Raw genomic sequence first — 17443 nt, 5'->3', positions numbered from 1 at the left:
GATTTACAGCATATCGTCAGCAATGCCGATGGCGTCCTGCGCGCTGTCGCATAAACGCTCCGACTGCGCGAGAGCGAATTCCGCAATCGCACGTGTCAATTCGCGTTCGCCATCCTGGTAGAGATCGACTGTCGCCAATGCCAACGCATGCTTTCGTACACCATCGCGCAAGCGCCTGCATTCGCGCAGCAGCAATTGGCGATCAATCGCACACGACTGGGCAAAGTCCGCCAAGTCGAACGCCCTGACCTGGTCCAAATGGAACTGGTCGCCAAATGCCATTGCCAGCTCATGCGAAAACTGCGGGTATGGCACCACGCTCACCAGGTCATACCAAGGCGCCGCTTGCAAGCCGGCGCGATGCACGAAAAACGAAAAGTTCTTTCCATGTGCATCGCTATTGCCGATCACCAGCTGGAACAAGGCCCAGCGCAGCATCGCCAACTTATCGACTGCTTTACGATAGCCGAATTCCAACAGGCCAAACAGCACGGGAAAACCAACGCCTTCCCGATAGAGCGCCGCATCTCCCTTATTCCCGACATTGCGCTCGTATTTAAAATTCACGGGCATATCGGCTGCCTGGCAAGCATCAATGATATGTTTGCGCACCACCGGGATTTCTGCCCCCGGCACAATGGCCCTGTCAAATCGGGTGATCACCAGCACAGGTCGTGGCGTGCGAAGAATTGCCACTTGCGCGGCCGGCAGCCCCATCTCCCTGGCAAGGGTCATGCAGAAATGTTCGTTGGCCACCATGAAAGGCAAGCGCACCTCGGTAGGCTGTGGTTTCAGTATGTGCGTTGAGGCGAGCGGGAAATCCGGAAGATACATCCGCGCACCGTCTTCGGGCTTACCGTCGAAATACACCAGCAGCTTGTCTTGATAGCCTGCCACCGACATGCGCATTTTGCCGTCCCATTCAATCAAAGGACGTTTGTCGCGCTCGGATATGCGCTGATCCAGTTCCTCAATTGAAATCTGTCGCCGATCATTCACTGCCTGTTCGGCGGTGCCATCTGCCCCTTGTGGCAAGAAGCGGCAGGCACCCGTGGTTTCCGCTCCCAAAGCGCGGATCAAGCCAAAAACATTACTCTTTGCGACGCCCTGGCTCGATGCGACGATATCCAGCGCCTGGCCTTCTGGCAGTAAATTCTCAAGAAAGCGCCGTACCGTAGTGGAAGGTATGTCCTTGTCCATAGACATCGCTGGCGATAGCGGAAAAGCGTCCGGGTCCGATCGCCAATCATCGGTGTAGCGCAGCGACCATTTTTCCTCTGCAGGCAAATATTCAATGTCTGCAATCAGACGCTTGCCCATCCACAGGCTCAGCAAGTAAGCGGACTGAGTCATACATTGTCTCGAGGGAGATTTTTGAGGAAGTCATGATCTTTAGGCGCAATGATCAGCGCCAGTCCCAATCCATCTAACACCGCAAGCAACTTATCGGTGCGCACACCGCCAGCACCATTCTCAAGACGCGACAGTAGGTCGACAGAGACGCCATTTAACGCCGCAGCATCATCGATCCTTAACCCTTGCTTTTTGCGATGGGCGCGTACCTGCCGCCCAATATCAGCGGTATCCCTCACCATTTGAATCACAGGGAGCATGGCGTTGGTCAACTCAATCATTTCGGACTTTCGGAAATTTTTATCCTTCAATCAGTATATATGACTAATTTCTGATTTTCCGATATTTTCCATTGAGCGCAACAGATACTCAATTATTTCCGTAATTCCGAAATAAAAAAGCCCAAAAGTTGTTGCCAACTTTTGGGCTTGGGCGGGAGGCTGGGTCGCTTACGCAGTCAGCGCTTGCTTAACGGCGGCTTCCTCCACCACTTCGGTGTCATCCGAACGGATCAGGTGGTCGAAGGCGGACAGCGCCGCTTTCGCGCCTTCGCCGGTGGCGATGATGATTTGCTTGTACGGCACCGTGGTGACGTCGCCGGCGGCAAACACGCCCGGCAATGAGGTCTGGCCGCGTGCATCAACTTCAATCTCGCCGTGGCGCGACAGGGCTACCGTGCCTTTCAGCCATTCGGTGTTCGGCACCAGGCCGATCTGCACGAACACGCCTTCCAGCTCCACCTTGTGCGAGACGTTGGTGTTGCGGTCGGTGTAGCTCAGCGCATTTACTTTCTTGCCGTCGCCGTGGATCTCGGTGGTTTGCGCCGAAGTAATCACGGTCACGTTGGCCAGGCTGCGCAGCTTGCGCTGCAGGACCGCGTCAGCGCGCAGTTCGGCGCCGAATTCAATCAGCGTCACGTGCTGCACCAGGCCGGCCAGGTCGATTGCCGCTTCCACGCCGGAGTTGCCGCCGCCAATTACCGATACGCGCTTGCCCTTGAACAGCGGACCATCGCAGTGCGGGCAGTAAGCCACGCCGTGGTTGCGGTATTCCTGCTCGCCCGGCACGTTGATTTCGCGCCAGCGGGCGCCGGTCGCCAGGATCACCGACTTGGCTTTCAGCACCGCGCCGGAGGCGGTCTGCACTTCAATCTGCTTGCCAACCTGCACCAGCTTGTTGGCGCGCTGGGTGTTCATGATGTCGACGTCGTATTCCTTGACGTGCTGCTCCAGGGCGATGGCGAATTTCGGGCCTTCGGTCTCTTTCACCGAAATGAAGTTCTCGATCGCCAGCGTATCCAGCACCTGGCCGCCGAAGCGGTCGGCCAGCACGCCGGTGCGAATGCCTTTGCGGGCGGCGTAGATGGCCGCTGCCGCGCCGGCAGGACCACCGCCGACCACCAGCACATCGAACACGTCTTTCTTGCTCAGCTCAGCAGCAGCACGCACGCTGGCATTGGTGTCCAGCTTGGCGAGGATTTCCTCGACCGAGGTGCGGCCCTGGCCGAAGTGCTGGCCGTTCAGGAACATCATCGGCACAGCCATGATCTGGCGCTCTTCGACTTCCTTGGCGAACAGGCCGCCATCAATGGTGGTCACTTTGATGCGTGGGTTGATCACCGACATGGCGTTCAGCGCCTGCACCACGTCCGGGCAATTGTGGCAGGTCAGCGACATGAAGGTTTCGAACTCGAAATCGCCTTCGAGATTGCGGATTTGTTCGATGACGGCTTCGTCAAATTTGATGGTGTGGCCGCCCACTTGCAGCAGCGCCAGCACCAGCGAGGTGAATTCGTGGCCCATCGGGATGGCGGCGAAACGCACGCCGATATCGGAGCCTGCACGGTTGATGCTGAACGACGGGGTACGCACGCCAGCTTCGGTGCGCTCCACCAGCGAGATCTTGTCGCTCAACTCGGCAATTTCGAGGAGCAGTTCTTTCATCTCGCGGGCTTTGGCGCTGTCATCAAGAGAGGCGACCAGCTCCAGTGGGTGCACCACTTTTTCCAGGTAGGCTTTCAGCTGGGTTTTGAGGGTAGCGTCTAACATGATTTTCTTCCTTTTCACAAATATTTAGGCGTATGCCGGGCCGGACGCCCGGTCCGGCATCGCGGTAACTACTTGTTTGCTGCTTTGTTGCTCAAGACCTGAAACTTAGATCTTGCCAACCAGGTCCAGCGATGGGGTCAGGGTAGCTGCACCCTCGGTCCATTTCGCTGGGCACACTTGGCCTGGGTGCTCGGCAACGTATTTAGCTGCTTTGACTTTGCGCAGCAGTTCCGAAGCGTCGCGGCCGATGCCGTTGTCGTGCACTTCCAGCACTTTGATGAAGCCTTCTGGATTGATGACGAAGGTGCCGCGCAGCGCCAGGCCTTCTTCTTCGATCATCACTTCGAAGTTACGCGACAGGGTGCCGGTTGGGTCGCCGATCAGTGGGTAGTTCACTTTCTTGATCGCGTCCGAGGTGTCGTGCCATGCTTTGTGCGCGAAGTGGGTGTCGGTCGACACGCCGTACACTTCCACGCCCAGTTTGGCGAATTCAGGTTGTTGCTCGGCCAGGTCTTCCAGTTCGGTTGGGCACACGAAGGTGAAGTCGGCTGGGTAGAACATCAGAACGGACCACTTGCCTTTCAGGGTTTCGTTGCTCACGTCGATGAATTTACCTGCGTGATAAGCGGTGGCCTTGAATGGTTTGATTTGGGTATTGATCAGGGACATTGTGGTTTCCTCGTTGGGTTGTGAATCATTGAGACGCCAGTTTAAGGGCTTTTACCCTATTTGCAAAATTGATTGTTCCAATAGTTTCAATTGGATTTGACTATCGACTCTGCAGACGGCATAGCATTATCCCGCAGGAAGGCGTCGAACTGGGCGGCCGGCATGGGTTTGGCGAACAGGTAGCCCTGGCCGTAGTCGCAGCCGGCGGCGGCCAGCAGCGCGCGCTGTTCCGGCGTTTCCACGCCCTCGGCGATGACCTTCAGCTCCAGCTTGTGCGCCATCACGATGATGGCCTCCGACAAGGCCATGTCGCTGGAATCGGGCGCCAGGTTGCGGGTGAAGGAGCGGTCGATTTTCAAATAATCGATGTCGAACTTTTTCAGGTAGGACAACGAGGAGTAGCCGGTGCCAAAATCATCCAGCGCCACCTGGATGCCGGCGTCGCGCAGCTGCAGCAGGCGGTTGCTGACCGCGTTGCTGGCGTCCAGCAGCAAGCCTTCGGTGATTTCCACCACCAGCGACTGGCCCGGCAATTCCAGCGCCTGCAAGTGCTGCAGCCAGCTATCGTCGGAGCTGCCCTCGCGCTGGAATTCCAGCGGCGACTGGTTCAGGCTGACCTGGAAATCCGGATGGCAGCACTGCCGCCACTGCTGCACCCAGCGCGCCGCTTCGCGGAACACCCATTCGCCGATCTCGACGATCAGCCCGCTCGACTCGGCCAGCGGGATGAATTCCAGCGGACTGACCACGCCGCGCTGCGGATGGTTCCAGCGGATCAGGGCCTCGGCCTTGTGGATGGCGCCGCTCTCAAGGTGCACGATGGGCTGGAAGTACAGCTCGAACTGGTTGCCCTTGAGCGCGCCGCGCAAGTCGTTGGTCAGGCGCATGCGGCTCAGCGCCGCCACCTGCAGGGTCGGCGTGAAATAGCTGTAGCGGTTGCGCCCCGCGCCCTTGGCCGCGTACATGGCCTGGTCGGCGTGCTTGAGCAGGCTGTCGATATCGATCGCATCGTCCGGGTACAGGGTGATGCCGATGCTGGCCGAGACAAACGCCTGCTCCGCCCCCAGTTCGAACGGCTGCAGCAGCCGGCGCAGGATGTCCTGGGCGATGCGTTCCACATCCTCGGCCTGCTCCAGCTCGCACAGGATGACGGTGAACTCGTCGCCGCCCAGCCGCGCCACCGTGTCCGACTTGCGCACGCAGGCGCTGATGCGGCGCGCCGCGTCCACCAGCAGCACGTCGCCCTGCTGGTGGCCCAGCGTGTCGTTGACTTCCTTGAAGTGGTCGAGGTCGATGAACAGCACGGCGATGCGCGTTTTGTCGCGCTGGCTCTTCAGGATTTCGTGGCCGAGCCGGTCCATGAACATGCGCCGGTTGGGCAGATGGGTCAGGGCGTCGAAATTGGCCTGCTGCCAGATCAGCTGCTCGCTCTGCTTCTTGGCGGTCACATCCTCGATCATGCACAGGTGGTGCGGGTGGCTGCCGGCCTCGGTATCGATGGCGTTGACCGAGACATCGATCCACGCCACGCTGCCGTCCGGCCGGAACAGGCGGCTGAGCGCCTTGAAGTTGCTGATCTGCTGCGTGCTCAGCAAGGCCATCTGCGCCTTGATGTGCACGATGTCGTCCGGATGGCCGACGTCCAGCCAGCGCAGTCCGCGCAACTCGTGCTGGCTGCGGCCGAGGATTTCCTGATAGCGCGCATTGATGTCGCGGTACTCGTAGCTGATCGAATCGATCAGCGCGATGCCCAGCGGCGAGGCCTCGAACATGGTGCGGAAGCGCTGCTCGCCCTTGCGGATGGTTTCCAGCGCCCGCTTGCGCTCGCGCGCCAGCAGGCTGAAGTGAATCGCCGCGCCCAACACCAGCAGCAGCGCCGCCACGCCCAGCACGCGGTACAGCCAGGTCAGGTTGGCGCGGCCGGTGTCGACCCGGTACATAAAGCCCTCGAAGCCGGCATTCTTGGGCAGCATGCCGAGGCTGCTGTAGACGTCGGCGATGTGCTGCCAGCGATCCGGGTTCATGTAGCCGATTTCCACCAGCACCGGCTGCACCAGCGGCACCATCTGGCGCGCCTCGTACAGCAAATGCTGGCGGTCGGCGCGGCGCGAGTACTTGTTGAGGATGAGGTCGGCCGCCTCCTCGTGGTGGCTCATGGCCCACTGCCAGCCGCGCAGGCTGGCGGCGCGGAAGGCGCGCACCCGCGCCGGGTGGTTGGCGATCTCCTGCTCGCTGGTGAACAGGTTGTCGCCGTAAAAATCGATGCCGACCGCGCGCGGGCTGTAGATATCGTAAGGGAAGCCAAGCCGGTCGAAGGTATCGGGCTCGTTGGTGGTGTAGATCGCCATCGCGTCCACCTTGCCGCTGATCAGGTCCTCCGGATTGAAGCTGTGGGCCACGCGCGTGAAGCTGGCCGGCGGCACCCCTTCCTTGGTCAGGTAGGCCAGCAACTCGTCGGCATTGCTCAATTCATCGGTGAGCGAGCCGATCATGGCGCGCTTGCCGATCAGGCGCCGCAGGTCGGGGTCGCCGCCGGTCTGGCGCATCGCCAGCGCATACGGCGAATGCTGGAAGACCACCGCCAGCACCACCACCGGCTTGCCAGCCAGCCGCGCCAGCAGCAGGTTGCTGGCGCCGGTGCCGTACTGGGCGCGCCCGGCCAGGATGTCGCGCTCGGGCGCATTGCCGTCCTGGCCTTCGAGGATGCGCACGTCCAGCCCGGCGTCCTTGTAGTAGCCGAGCTCCAGCGCGGCATAGTAGCCGGCGAACTGGAACTGGTGGGCGTGCTTGAGCTGGAGGGTGACTTTTTCCAGCGCCATGCCGGGCACCGCAACCAGCAACAGGGCAGCGGCGGCGCACAGCTTGGCGAGGACGGGGAGTCGGACAGGCATGGCGCTAGTGTAGCCTAAGCCATCCTGTCCGTTGTGGCGGAAAAAAAACTAATGGGCGATCTTAATTGGGTACGTTGACCGGGGTGGTCGACAGCGTATTCTTGCCGTTGCCCAGCTGGCCTTCCTGGTTGCGGCCCCAACCCCACAGGGTGTTGTCGGTCTTCAGCGCGAAACTGTGGCCGATGCCGGCCGTGACCGTGACCCAGTTGGTGGCGGTGCCGATCTGCACCGGCGCCAGCGCATCGCCGTTGCCGTCGCCCAGCTGGCCTTCGGCGTTGGAGCCCCAGCCCCACAGCGTGCCGTCGGTGCGCACGCCCATCGTGTGCAGGCTGCCGGCGGCGATCACCGCCCAGTTGTTGTCCGAGGTGATCTGGGTCGGCGCCGTGATGCCGGCGCCGGTGCCGGCGTTGTTGCCGACCTGGCCGTAGCTGTTGGCGCCCCAGCCCCACAGCGTGCCGTTGGCGCCGATCGCCATCGAATGCTGGGCGCCGGCCGCCACGGCGGTGTAGGTGGCGGTGCCGATCTTGACCGGCGCGGTGACGTTGCTGCCGGTCGAGGCATTGCCGAGCTGGCCGTCCGAGTTGCCGCCCCAGGTGTACAGCGAACCGTCTTTCAGCAGGCCCAGCGAGTGGGTGCCGCCGGCGCTGACGGTCAGCCACAGCGCGGTGCCGATCTTGGTCGGCACCAGTTTGCCGACCGTGGTGCCGTCGCCCAGCTGGCCTTCCGAGTTACGGCCCCACGCATACAGCACGCCGGAAGTCTTGATCGCCAGCACGTGGCCCTTGCCGGCCGAAACGTAGGCCCAGTCGGTGTCCTTGCCGATCTGTACCGGCACCGAGCGGTTGGTCTGGGTGCCGTCGCCGAGCTGGCCGTTCAGGTTGTAGCCCCAGGCCCACAGCGTGCCGCCGGCAGAGGTGGTGGTGGCGGTGCCGGCACGGATGCCGACCGCGAACTGTTCGCCCATCGATACCATTTTCCAGGCCGTGGTGGCGGCGCCGGCGTTGACCAGCACCGGCGCATTGCGCGGCGTGGTGCTGCTGTCGCCCAGCTGGCCCCAGTTGTTCTGGCCCCACGAATACAGATTGCCGTCGGCCTTGCGGGCGATGGTCTGGTAGCCGTTGGCCGACACCATCGTCCACGGTGCGGTAATGGTCAGCGCGATCGAGCCGGTGACGCCTTCCTGGGTGGCGTTGATGGTTTCGGTGCCGACCGCGATGCCGGTCACCTTGCCGCTGCTGAACACCTGCGCCACGCTGCTGCCGCCGCTCTTGGTGGCCCACACCAGGTTGGTGGTCGAGCCGAGCGCCTTGGTGCTGCCGTCCGAATAGGTGCCGGTGGCGGTCATGGTCTGGCTGGAGCCGATCGGGATGGTGCTGCTCGGGATGGTGATGGCGATGCTTTTCAGCGTCGGCGTGCCCGAGGAGGTGCTGCTGCCACCGCCGCCACCGCCGCACGCGGCCAGCACGGCAAACAACGGCACCAGCAACAGGGAAGAGAATTTGAAGTTTTTCATGATCGTCCAGTTCACAGAATGAGGTCTGCTGAGCGGCTAGTGTAACCGCGCGCTGCCGCAGCGCATCGCTCAAGCAGACCTGAATTATCCACGCATTTGCGCCGATAGGGAAATTTACAACATTTCCCCTGAGAACGTCGATCTAAACTTTCTTACTTTCGGCCGCGGCCGCCGCTGGCTGCGGCGGTCCGGCCAGGATTGCCACCCTTGGCCGGCGCCGGCGCCGCCTTCTTCACCTTGATGGTGTCGAGGATGGACGGCTTGGCCTTGGTCTCCACCGTCTGCCGTGCGGTCAGCGAGCCGGTCAGTGCATTCGGCTTGCCACGCGCGCCGGCCATCGGCAGGCCCTTGCCGGACGCGCCACGCTTGTCGGCGCCCGGCGCCAGCATCGGCATCGCGCGCTTGCCCTGCGAGGCCTTGAAGTTTTCCTCGCCCGGCGTGTACGGCGGGATCAGGTGGCGCTCGCCGGTGCCGATCAGATCGCCCCGGCCCATATTGCGCAGGGCGTCGCGCAGGATAGGCCAGTTCTTCGGATCGTAGTAGCGCAGGAAGGCCTTGTGCGCCTGGCGCTGCTTCAGGGTACGCGGCGTGAACACTTCTTCCGAATCGTCGGTGACCTTGTGCAGCGGATTGCGGCGCGAGTGGTACATGGCGCTGGCCATCGCCATCGGCGTCGGCATGAAGGTCTGCACCTGGTCGAGGCGGAAGTTGTTCTTCTTCAGCCACAGCGCCAGGTTCAGCATGTCCTCGTCGGTGGCGCCCGGGTGGGCGGCGATGAAGTACGGGATCAGGTACTGCTTCTTGCCCGCTTCCAGCGAATACTTCTCGAACAGCGCCTTGAACTCGTCGTAGGCGCCGATGCCCGGCTTCATCATCTTGCTCAGCACATTGGTTTCGGTGTGCTCGGGCGCGATTTTCAGCAGGCCGCCGACGTGGTGGGTCACCAGCTCCTTGACGTATTCCGGCGAACGCACCGCCAGGTCGTAGCGCAGGCCGGACTGGATCAGGATCTTCTTGATGCCCGGGATTTCACGCGCGCGGCGATACAGCTTGATCAGCGGGTTGTGGTTGGTGCCGAGGTTGACGCAGATCGACGGGTACACGCACGACAGGCGGCGGCAGGTGGTCTCGATCTCCTTGTCCTTGCACGACAGCCGGTACATATTCGCGGTCGGGCCGCCGAGGTCGGAAATGATGCCGGTGAAGCCCTTGGTCTTGTCGCGGATGTGCTCGATCTCGCGCAGGATCGACGGCTCGGAACGGCTCTGGATGATGCGGCCTTCGTGCTCGGTGATCGAGCAGAAGGTGCAGCCGCCGAAGCAGCCGCGCATGATGTTGACCGAGAAGCGGATCATTTCCCACGCCGGGATGTTGGCGCCGCCGTAGCTCGGGTGCGGGCCACGGGCGTAGTTCATGTCGTAGACGTTGTCCATCTCGTCCATCGCCAGCGGCAGCGGCGGCGGGTTCATCCACACGTCGCGGTCGCCGTGGCCCTGCACCAGCGCGCGCGCGTTGCCGGGATTCGATTCGAGGTGGAACACGCGCGAGGCGTGCGCGTACATCACCGGGTCGCTGGCCACGGTTTCGTAGGACGGCAGGCGCACCACGGTCTTGTGGTGCTTTTCCAGTTCCATCGCGCGGCGCTCCTCGCGGCTCATGATGCGGATCGGCTTGTACTCCGACGGCGCCGGGGCCGGCTCGGGCGCGGACACCGGCCCGGCGGCGGCAGCGGCCTTGGTCGGCTCGACCATCGCCGGATTGGCTTCTTCGGCCGGCTTGGCGTTCGGGTCGCTGCTGGTGGCGCAGGTCGGCGAGTTCGGCTCGACCATCAGGTACGGATCGACGTGCTTGTCGATCTTGCCCGGCGTGTCGACGCGGGTGGAGTTGTGCACGCCCCATTCCTCGCCCGGCATCCAGCCGGCCGGCACCAGGAAAGCGGTGCCGCGCAGGTCGCGGATGGTCTTGATGTTCTCGCCCTCGGCCATGCGGCGGGTCAGGTCGACCAGCGCGCGTTCGGCGTTACCGAAGATCAGCATGTCGGCCTTGGACTCGAACAGCACCGAGCGGCGCACCTTGTCCGACCAGTAGTCGTAGTGGGCGATGCGGCGCAGCGACGCTTCGATCGAGCCGATCACCACCGGCGTGCCGGGGAAGGCTTCGCGGCAGCGCTGGGCGTACACCGACACCGCGCGGTCGGGGCGCTTGTTCGGCTCGCCGTTCGGGGTGTAGGCGTCGTCCGAGCGCGGCTTGCGGTCGGCCGTGTAGCGGTTCACCATCGAGTCCATATTGCCGGCGGTGACGCCGTAGTACAGGCGCGGCTTGCCGAGCGCGCGGAAGGCGTCGGCCGACTGCCAGTCCGGCTGGGCGATGATGCCGACGCGGTAGCCGTTGGCTTCCAGCAGGCGGCCCACCAGGGCCATGCCGAAGCTTGGGTGGTCGATATAGGCGTCGCCGGTCACCAGGATGACGTCACACTGGTCCCAGCCGAGCGTCTCCATCTCCTCGCGGGACATGGGGAGGAAAGGCGCAACGGGAGCGCGCGCAGACCGCTTCGGGACGGCCGCAAATAAATTGGTAGGGGGATTCATGGGGCGGTATTGTACCGGAAATGCATACGCTACGCTCACCGCAAAATAAATTTTCTTTTACTATTCAATCACTTGCAAGAAATGATGTCAGTCTCGCATTGAATCGGGCTGGAACTTTGCTATAACGGTTAGGCGGCAGGACACTTCTGCCAGCAATCGCCGGTGTTTAAGTAACACTGGCCGCCCGGGGACCTGGCTTCCCCGGGTTTTTTATGGGCGTCAGATCCCCATATTCGACAAAATCGTGCCCAGCTCGCGCAGGGCCGGCTCCAGCTGCGGGTGCTTGACGGCAAACTTGGCCGACAATTCCTGCGAGCGCTCGGCCAGGCCGAAAGTGGTGGTTTCGCCCGGCTCGGCATCGGGGCCGCGCTCCAGCAGGGTCTTGATATCGCCATCGAGCTGTTTCAGCAGTTCCAGCAACTCCTCATCGACCGGACCGGCGTTGGCCAGGCTGGCGTGCAAGCTCTTGAGCGAGGTTTTCAGATTGCTGTCCATGTGCGTCACCTGTTTAGAATTTGGTCGACAGATAAAGTTCTTCCACCTGCGCCCTGGCCCACGGCGTCTTGCGCAGGAACTTCAGACTGGATTTGATGCTGGGATCCTTGCTGAAACAATTGATATTGATCCGCTGCGCCAGCTGTTCCCAGCCATAGTACTCCTGCAGGCGGGTTACGATCGCTTCCAGCGTCACGCCATGCAATTGGTTGTTCATATCTTACTCAAAAATCAAAAGGCCAGTCTTGATTCTAACAAATCAAGACTGGCCTTCTTTATTACTTCTCAGTCAGACCACGGCGTTCCAGCAGCGGCTGGATGGTGGCGTCGCGGCCGCGGAAGTTGCGGTACATCTGCATTGCGTCCAGCGTGCCGCCTTTCGACAGCAGCATCTTGCGGAAGTAGTCGCCGTTCTTGCGCTGCATGCCGCCGTTTTCGATGAACCATTCGACCGCGTCGGCGTCCAGCTTCTCGGCCCATACATAGCCGTAGTAGCCGGCCGAGTAGCCGCCGGCGAAGGTGTGCGAGAAGTAGGTGGTGCGGTAGCGTGGCGGCACCGGCGCGTAGTTGATGCCGGCGTCCTTCAGCGCGGCAGCTTCAAAGCCCAGCACATCGGTCGGGATCTGGTTGACGCCCAGCTGGTGCCATTTCTGGTCCAGGATGGAGGCGGCCAGGTACTCGGTGGTGCGGAAGCCTTCGTTGAATTTCTTCGACGCGATCACCTTGTCCAGCAGCTCCTTCGGCATCGGCGCGCCGGTCTGGTAATGCTTGGCGTAGTTGGAAAGAACCTCGGGCCATACCGACCACATCTCGTTGACCTGCGACGGGAACTCGACGTAGTCGCGCGGCACGCGGGTGCCGGAGAAGCGCGGGTACTTCACGTTGGAGAACATCCCGTGCAGCGCGTGGCCGAACTCGTGGAACATGGTGCGCAGTTCGTCGTAGGTCAGCAGGGTCGGCTCGCCGTCGTTCGGCTTCGGAATGTTGAGGTGATTGGCCACTACCGGACGGGTGCCCATCAGCGACGATTGCGACACGTAGGCATTCATCCAGGCGCCGCCGCGCTTGTTGGAGCGGGCGTAGAAGTCGGCAATGAAGATGGCCAGCTGCTTGCCGTCGGCGTCGAACACGTCGAACACGCGCACGTCCGGGTTGTACACCGGCAGGTCCTTGCGCTCCTTGAACGACAGGCCGTACACCTTGTTGGCGGCGAAGAACACGCCGTTGGTCAGCACGTTATTCAGTTCGAAGTACGGACGCAGCTCGTTCGAGTCGAAGTTGAAGCGCTCGGCCTTGACCTTGTCGCTGTACATGGCCCAGTCGTGCGCGGCCAGCTCAAAGCCGCCGTTTTCCTTGTTGATCGCTTGCTGGATCTCGGCGCCCTCCTTCCTGGCGTTGGCAACGGCAGGGCGGGTCAGCTCGGCCAGGATCTTGTTGACGGAGTCGGTGTCGTGCGCGGTCTGGTCCGCCAGCGCGTAGGCGGCGAAGTTAGGATAGCCCATCAGCGCGGCCTTCTCGGCGCGCAGCTTGACCAGCGACAGCACCACCTGGGTGTTGTCGAACTTGCCGCCGTGGCTGCCGCGTGCCAGCGACAGCGCCATCAGCTTTTCGCGCACGGCGCGGTTGGTCAGCACCGCCAGGTTGGCCTGGCCGGTGGTGTTCACCACCGGGATCAGGAACTTGCCGTCCTGGCCCTTGGCCTTGGCGGCGGCAGCAGCGGCGTCGATCGCCTTGTCCGACATGCCGGCCAGTTCTTCGCGGGTGTCGACCACCAGCGCCGAGGCGTTGGCTTCTTCCAGCACGTTTTGCGCGAAGGTGGTTTGCAGCTTGGCCAGTTCGCCGTTCATGGCTTTCAGCTTGGCCTTGTCGGCGTCCGACAGCTGGGCGCCGGCGCGCACGAAGTCGGTGTGGTAGCGTTCCAGCAGGTACTTGGATTCAGCGTCGAGGTGCAGCTTGTCGCGCTTGTCGTACAGCGACTTGATGCGGGCATACAGCTTGCCGTTCAGGCGGATGGCGTCGTTGTGCGCCGCCAGTTTCGGCGACAGTTCGCGCTCCAGCGCCTTGAAGGTGTCGTTGGTGTTGGCGCCGGACAGGCTGTAGAACACGGTCGAAACGCGGTTCAGCAGCTGGCCGCCTTTTTCCATCGCCACGATGGTGTTGTCGAAAGTGGCAGGCTTCTTGTTGTTGGCGATGGCGTCGATTTCGGCGGCCTGCTGGCGCATGCCTTCTTCAAACGCCGGCGCATAGTCTTCGTTCTTGATCTTGTCGAAGGCCGGATAGCCGAACGGCAGGGTGCTCGGCTTGGCGAACGGGTTCGATGCCGGCAGCAGCGAAGCTGGTTCAGCGTGCGCGATGCTGAAAACCGCTGCTACGCTGGCAGCGATGATGATGTTGGCGTGGTTCATTCAGTTATCCTTGTAAACTGTTTATATGATTTATATCATTTCAGGCCGCGACGTTCCAGCAGCGGTTCGATCACAGGATCGCGGCCACGGAAGTTGCGGAATAAATTCATGGCGTCGTCGGTACCGCCGCGCGACAGCAGCTTGGCGCGGAACCAGTCGCCGTTCTTGCGTTGCAGGCCGCCGTTTTCCTTGAACCATTCGACGGTGTCGGCATCCAGCTTTTCCGACCACAGGTAAGCATAGTAGCCGGCCGAGTAGCCGCCCGAGAAGCTATGCGAGAAGTAGGTGGTGCGGTAGCGCGGCGGCACCGGCGCGAAGTCCACGCCCATCTCTTTCAGCGACTGCGCTTCGAAGCCCAGCACGTCGGTCGGGATTTGCGCAGGCGTCAGCTGGTGCCAGCGCTGGTCCAGCAGCGAGGCGGCCAGGTATTCGGTGGTCATGAAGCCCTGGTTGAATTTCTTCGACGCGATCACCTTGTCCAGCAGTTCCTTCGGCATTGGCGCGCCGGTCTTGTAGTGTTTGGCGTAGTTGGTCAGCACCTCAGGCCATACCGCCCACATCTCGTTCACCTGCGATGGATACTCGACGAAGTCGCGCGGCACGCTGGTGCCGGAGAAGCGCGGGTACTTCACGTTGGAGAACATGCCGTGCAGCGCGTGGCCGAACTCGTGGAAGGCGGTCTTCACTTCATCGTAGGTCAGCAGCGTCGGCTCGCCGGCTGGCGGTTTTGGAATGTTGAGATGATTGGCCACCACCGAGTGGGTGCCGTTCAGCGCCGACTGCGAGATGTACTCGTTCATCCATGCGCCGCCCTGCTTGTTGGAGCGGGCGTACATGTCGGCGATGAAGATGGCCAGTTGCTTGCCGTCGGCGTCGAACACATCGAACACGCGCACGTCCGGGTTGTACACCGGCAGATCCTTGCGCTCCTTGAAGCTCAGGCCATACAGCTTGCCGGCCGCGTAGAACACGCCGTTGACCAGCACATTATCGAGTTCGAAGTACGGCTTGAGCTGGTTCTCGTCGAAGGCGAAGCGCTGCGCGCGCACCTTGTCGGTGTAGTAGGCCCAGTCGGCGGCGCCGATCTGGAAGCCGCCTTTTTCCGCGTCCACCACGGCTTGCAGGTCGGCCGCTTCCTTGCGCGCGTTGTTGACGGCCGGCTTGGCCAGTTCGCCCAGCAGCTTGTTGACCGCAGCGGTGTCGTGCGCGGTCTGGTCTTCCAGCGAGTAGGCGGCATAGTTGGCGTAGCCCAGCAGGGTGGCTTTCTCGGCGCGCGCCTTGGCGATCTTGATGACCAGCTCGCGGCTATCGAATTCACCACCGTGGCTGCCGCGCGCCAGCGACAGCGCCATCAGCTTTTCGCGGGTAGCGCGGTTGGTCAGCTCGGCCAGCGGCGGCTGGCCGCTGGTGTTGACCACGGCGACCAGGAATTTGCCGTCCAGGCCCTTGGCCTTGGCGGCGGCAGCGGCGGCGTCGATCGCGGCGTCGCTCATGCCGGCCAGTTCGGCGCGGCTGTCGACCACCAGCGACGAGGCGTTGGTTTCCTTCAGGACGTTCTGGGTGAAAGCGGTTTGCAGCTTGGCGATGTCGCCGTTGATGACTTTCAGCTTGTCCTTGTCGGCCACCGACAGCTTGGCGCCGGCGCGCACGAAGTCGGTGTGGTAGCGCTCCAGCAGGTGCTTCGATTCCGCATCCAGCTTGAGCGACTCGCGTTTTTCGTACAGCGACTTCACGCGCGCCCACAGCTTCGGATTCAGGAAGATGGCGTCGTTGTGCGCGGCCAGCTTGGGCGACATCTCGCTGTCGACGGCGTCCAGCTTGTCGTTGGTGTTGGCGCCCTGCAGGTTGTAGAACACGGTCTGCACGCGGGTCAGCAGCGCGCCCGATTTTTCCATCGCCACGATGGTGTTGTCGAAGCTCGGGGCGGCCTTGTTATTGGCGATGGCGTCCACTTCCTTGAGCTGGATGCGCATGCCTTCCGTGAAGGCCGGGATGAAGTGCTCGTCCTTGATCTTGTCGAAGGCCGGGTACTGGAACGGCAGGCTGCTGGCGGTGGCCAGCGGGTTGCCGGCCAGTGCGGCGGCCGGCGCAGCCAGGACGGTTGGCGAAAACGCGACGCCGAGCGCGGCGGCAACAACAAGCATGTGTGGACGGTTCATGGGCTTCTTCCTCAATAGAAGCCAACGATCATAGCAGGGGAATTACGCGGCAGTCACCCGCAAAACATGCTGCACTGCAATTAATTGGAAAGCGCATGCCTTTTCCAAACATTGCTTGGCCAAACCGGGATTTGAACAACGGAAACCGGCAGATGCAACCAGTTTCACCGTGGAAAGATGAAGCCGCCGGCCAAGGCCGGCGGCGGCCCGGACATCAGGCGCTTTGCGCGGTTTGGCGGCGGCGGGAGCTCCAGCCCACCAGCCCGAGACCGGCGGCCAGCATGGCCCAGGTGCTTGGCTCCGGCACCGCCGCCACGTTCCAGCCGATGGCGTCGAAGGCGGCCAGGTCGCGGTTGCTGGCGTCGTAGAATTCGCCATCGCCGACGAACGGGCGCATCAGGTTGATCTGGCCAGGACCGAAGTGGCTGGCCTGCCAGCCGTTGCCGTGCTCCGAGCCGGTCGAGAACGCGGCAATGTTGGTGACGCCGCCGTCGACCGAGAAGTAAGGCGAGCCGCCGATGCGCACATCGGCCACACCGGCGGCCGAGTAGCGGAACATATCCAGCGGCGTGTACCACCAGTCGTCTTCAAAACGGTTGACGCCGCCACCGCACTCGAGATTGGGCGCCATGCAGTAATCGATAAAGTCCACGCCCGAGGTGAAGCCGAGCGCGTGGCCGATTTCATGCTCGGCCACCGTAATGAAATCGATCTTGTCGGCTGGCACGCCGCCGGCGCGGGTGTAGACGAAGTCGCTCGCGTAGGCATTGGCAAACACGATGCTGGCGTCCGGCAGCGCGGTGCTGGTGCCGATATTGAAGCCCATTGCCTTGGCATTGGCGGTGGTCAGGCCCAGGGTGGAGTTATTCAGCGAACCGTCGTTGTCGAAGCGCGAGGAGCCGTCGCCTTGTGTGGCCCAGAATTTCAGGGCCGGGCCGCTCTGCATGTGCGTCATCGCGGTGGCGTCCAGCGCCGAGGTGGCGTCGGCCGCCAGCGCGCCGTGGATGTTGTCGTAGGTGGTCGATACATAGCTCGAACCGGTGCTGCCCAGGATGTTCGGGCCGAGGTTGTTAAAGCCAATATCGAGATAGACGGTGACCGGGTCGCTGAACTTGCCCGACCAGAAATTGGCGGCCGTCTGGAACGCCGCCAGTTGCTGGGCGCTCATGCCACCGGCCGAGACATCGTTGAGCACGAAAGTAAGGGCTTGCGCCGACGGCGCGAGAAAGCCAAGGGTGAGCGCGACCGCCAGCAGTGGGCGCCGGAAGGACTGTTTCATGGTTGTATCCTCTCTGGAGTTATTATTTTTACCAGTAATGCAG

At 62.3% G+C, this 17443-nt stretch carries 12 protein-coding genes; all 12 read right to left on the bottom strand.

What is annotated here, in order from left to right; all coding sequences use genetic code 11:
* Positions 1-3: 3 nt before the first annotated feature.
* Positions 4-1353: a HipA domain-containing protein gene (locus BMZ70_RS26190; RefSeq protein WP_092281057.1), complete on the bottom strand. Its 1350-nt coding sequence runs from the start codon at positions 1351-1353 to the stop codon at positions 4-6.
* Complete coding sequence (locus BMZ70_RS26185) at positions 1350-1595, bottom strand: helix-turn-helix domain-containing protein (RefSeq protein WP_373922567.1); 246 nt, start codon at positions 1593-1595, stop codon at positions 1350-1352. The genes BMZ70_RS26190 and BMZ70_RS26185 overlap by 4 nt, the downstream gene beginning before the upstream one ends.
* Positions 1596-1802: 207 nt before the next feature.
* Positions 1803-3401 (bottom strand): alkyl hydroperoxide reductase subunit F, encoded by a 1599-nt coding sequence (gene ahpF, locus BMZ70_RS26180; protein ID WP_092281055.1) that lies wholly within the window; start codon positions 3399-3401, stop codon positions 1803-1805.
* Between the two features lie 105 nt (positions 3402-3506).
* Positions 3507-4070 (bottom strand): alkyl hydroperoxide reductase subunit C, encoded by a 564-nt coding sequence (ahpC, locus tag BMZ70_RS26175; RefSeq protein ID WP_092281053.1) that lies wholly within the window; start codon positions 4068-4070, stop codon positions 3507-3509.
* Positions 4071-4156: 86 nt separating this feature from the next.
* Positions 4157-6961: an EAL domain-containing protein gene (locus BMZ70_RS26170; protein ID WP_092281051.1), complete on the bottom strand. Its 2805-nt coding sequence runs from the start codon at positions 6959-6961 to the stop codon at positions 4157-4159.
* 61 nt (positions 6962-7022) lie between these two features.
* A complete protein-coding gene (locus tag BMZ70_RS26165) occupies positions 7023-8474 on the bottom strand; it encodes an RCC1 domain-containing protein (protein WP_092281049.1) in 1452 nt (483 codons plus the stop codon).
* A gap of 152 nt (positions 8475-8626) precedes the next feature.
* Positions 8627-10987, bottom strand: a complete 2361-nt coding sequence (locus BMZ70_RS26160) for a YgiQ family radical SAM protein (protein WP_217648275.1) — start codon at positions 10985-10987, stop codon at positions 8627-8629.
* 294 nt (positions 10988-11281) lie between these two features.
* Positions 11282-11557: a DUF4404 family protein gene (locus BMZ70_RS26155; RefSeq protein ID WP_092281190.1), complete on the bottom strand. Its 276-nt coding sequence runs from the start codon at positions 11555-11557 to the stop codon at positions 11282-11284.
* Positions 11558-11570: 13 nt separating this feature from the next.
* Positions 11571-11774, bottom strand: a complete 204-nt coding sequence (locus BMZ70_RS26150; protein ID WP_092281045.1) for a VF530 family protein — start codon at positions 11772-11774, stop codon at positions 11571-11573.
* A gap of 61 nt (positions 11775-11835) precedes the next feature.
* Positions 11836-13962 (bottom strand): M3 family metallopeptidase, encoded by a 2127-nt coding sequence (locus BMZ70_RS26145; protein WP_092281043.1) that lies wholly within the window; start codon positions 13960-13962, stop codon positions 11836-11838.
* Between the two features lie 35 nt (positions 13963-13997).
* Positions 13998-16121 carry a M3 family metallopeptidase gene (locus BMZ70_RS26140; protein ID WP_229205599.1) on the bottom strand — a complete coding sequence of 708 codons (2124 nt, stop codon included), beginning with the start codon at positions 16119-16121 and terminating at the stop codon, positions 13998-14000.
* Between the two features lie 214 nt (positions 16122-16335).
* Positions 16336-17400, bottom strand: coding sequence for an NF038122 family metalloprotease (locus BMZ70_RS29025; protein ID WP_130301004.1), 1065 nt, complete (start codon positions 17398-17400; stop codon positions 16336-16338).
* Positions 17401-17443: the final 43 nt, after the last annotated feature.

The organism is Duganella sp. CF402, from assembly GCF_900109645.1.
Taxonomy (GTDB): domain Bacteria; phylum Pseudomonadota; class Gammaproteobacteria; order Burkholderiales; family Burkholderiaceae_D; genus Rugamonas.
Note: the sequence above shows the minus strand (reverse complement) of the source record. Positions and strands in the feature narration are given on the sequence as shown.

Coding starts and splice junctions, on each gene's coding strand:
- BMZ70_RS26190 (WP_092281057.1), bottom strand. CDS start 1,353: ATGACTCAGTCCGCTTACTTGCTGAGCCTGTGGATGGGCAAGCGTCTG.
- BMZ70_RS26185 (WP_373922567.1), bottom strand. CDS start 1,595: ATGGTGAGGGATACCGCTGATATTGGGCGGCAGGTACGCGCCCATCGC.
- ahpF (WP_092281055.1), bottom strand. CDS start 3,401: ATGTTAGACGCTACCCTCAAAACCCAGCTGAAAGCCTACCTGGAAAAA.
- ahpC (WP_092281053.1), bottom strand. CDS start 4,070: ATGTCCCTGATCAATACCCAAATCAAACCATTCAAGGCCACCGCTTAT.
- BMZ70_RS26170 (WP_092281051.1), bottom strand. CDS start 6,961: ATGCCTGTCCGACTCCCCGTCCTCGCCAAGCTGTGCGCCGCCGCTGCC.
- BMZ70_RS26165 (WP_092281049.1), bottom strand. CDS start 8,474: ATGAAAAACTTCAAATTCTCTTCCCTGTTGCTGGTGCCGTTGTTTGCC.
- BMZ70_RS26160 (WP_217648275.1), bottom strand. CDS start 10,987: ATGTCCCGCGAGGAGATGGAGACGCTCGGCTGGGACCAGTGTGACGTC.
- BMZ70_RS26155 (WP_092281190.1), bottom strand. CDS start 11,557: ATGGACAGCAATCTGAAAACCTCGCTCAAGAGCTTGCACGCCAGCCTG.
- BMZ70_RS26150 (WP_092281045.1), bottom strand. CDS start 11,774: ATGAACAACCAATTGCATGGCGTGACGCTGGAAGCGATCGTAACCCGC.
- BMZ70_RS26145 (WP_092281043.1), bottom strand. CDS start 13,962: ATGAACCACGCCAACATCATCATCGCTGCCAGCGTAGCAGCGGTTTTC.
- BMZ70_RS26140 (WP_229205599.1), bottom strand. CDS start 16,121: ATGAACCGTCCACACATGCTTGTTGTTGCCGCCGCGCTCGGCGTCGCG.
- BMZ70_RS29025 (WP_130301004.1), bottom strand. CDS start 17,400: ATGAAACAGTCCTTCCGGCGCCCACTGCTGGCGGTCGCGCTCACCCTT.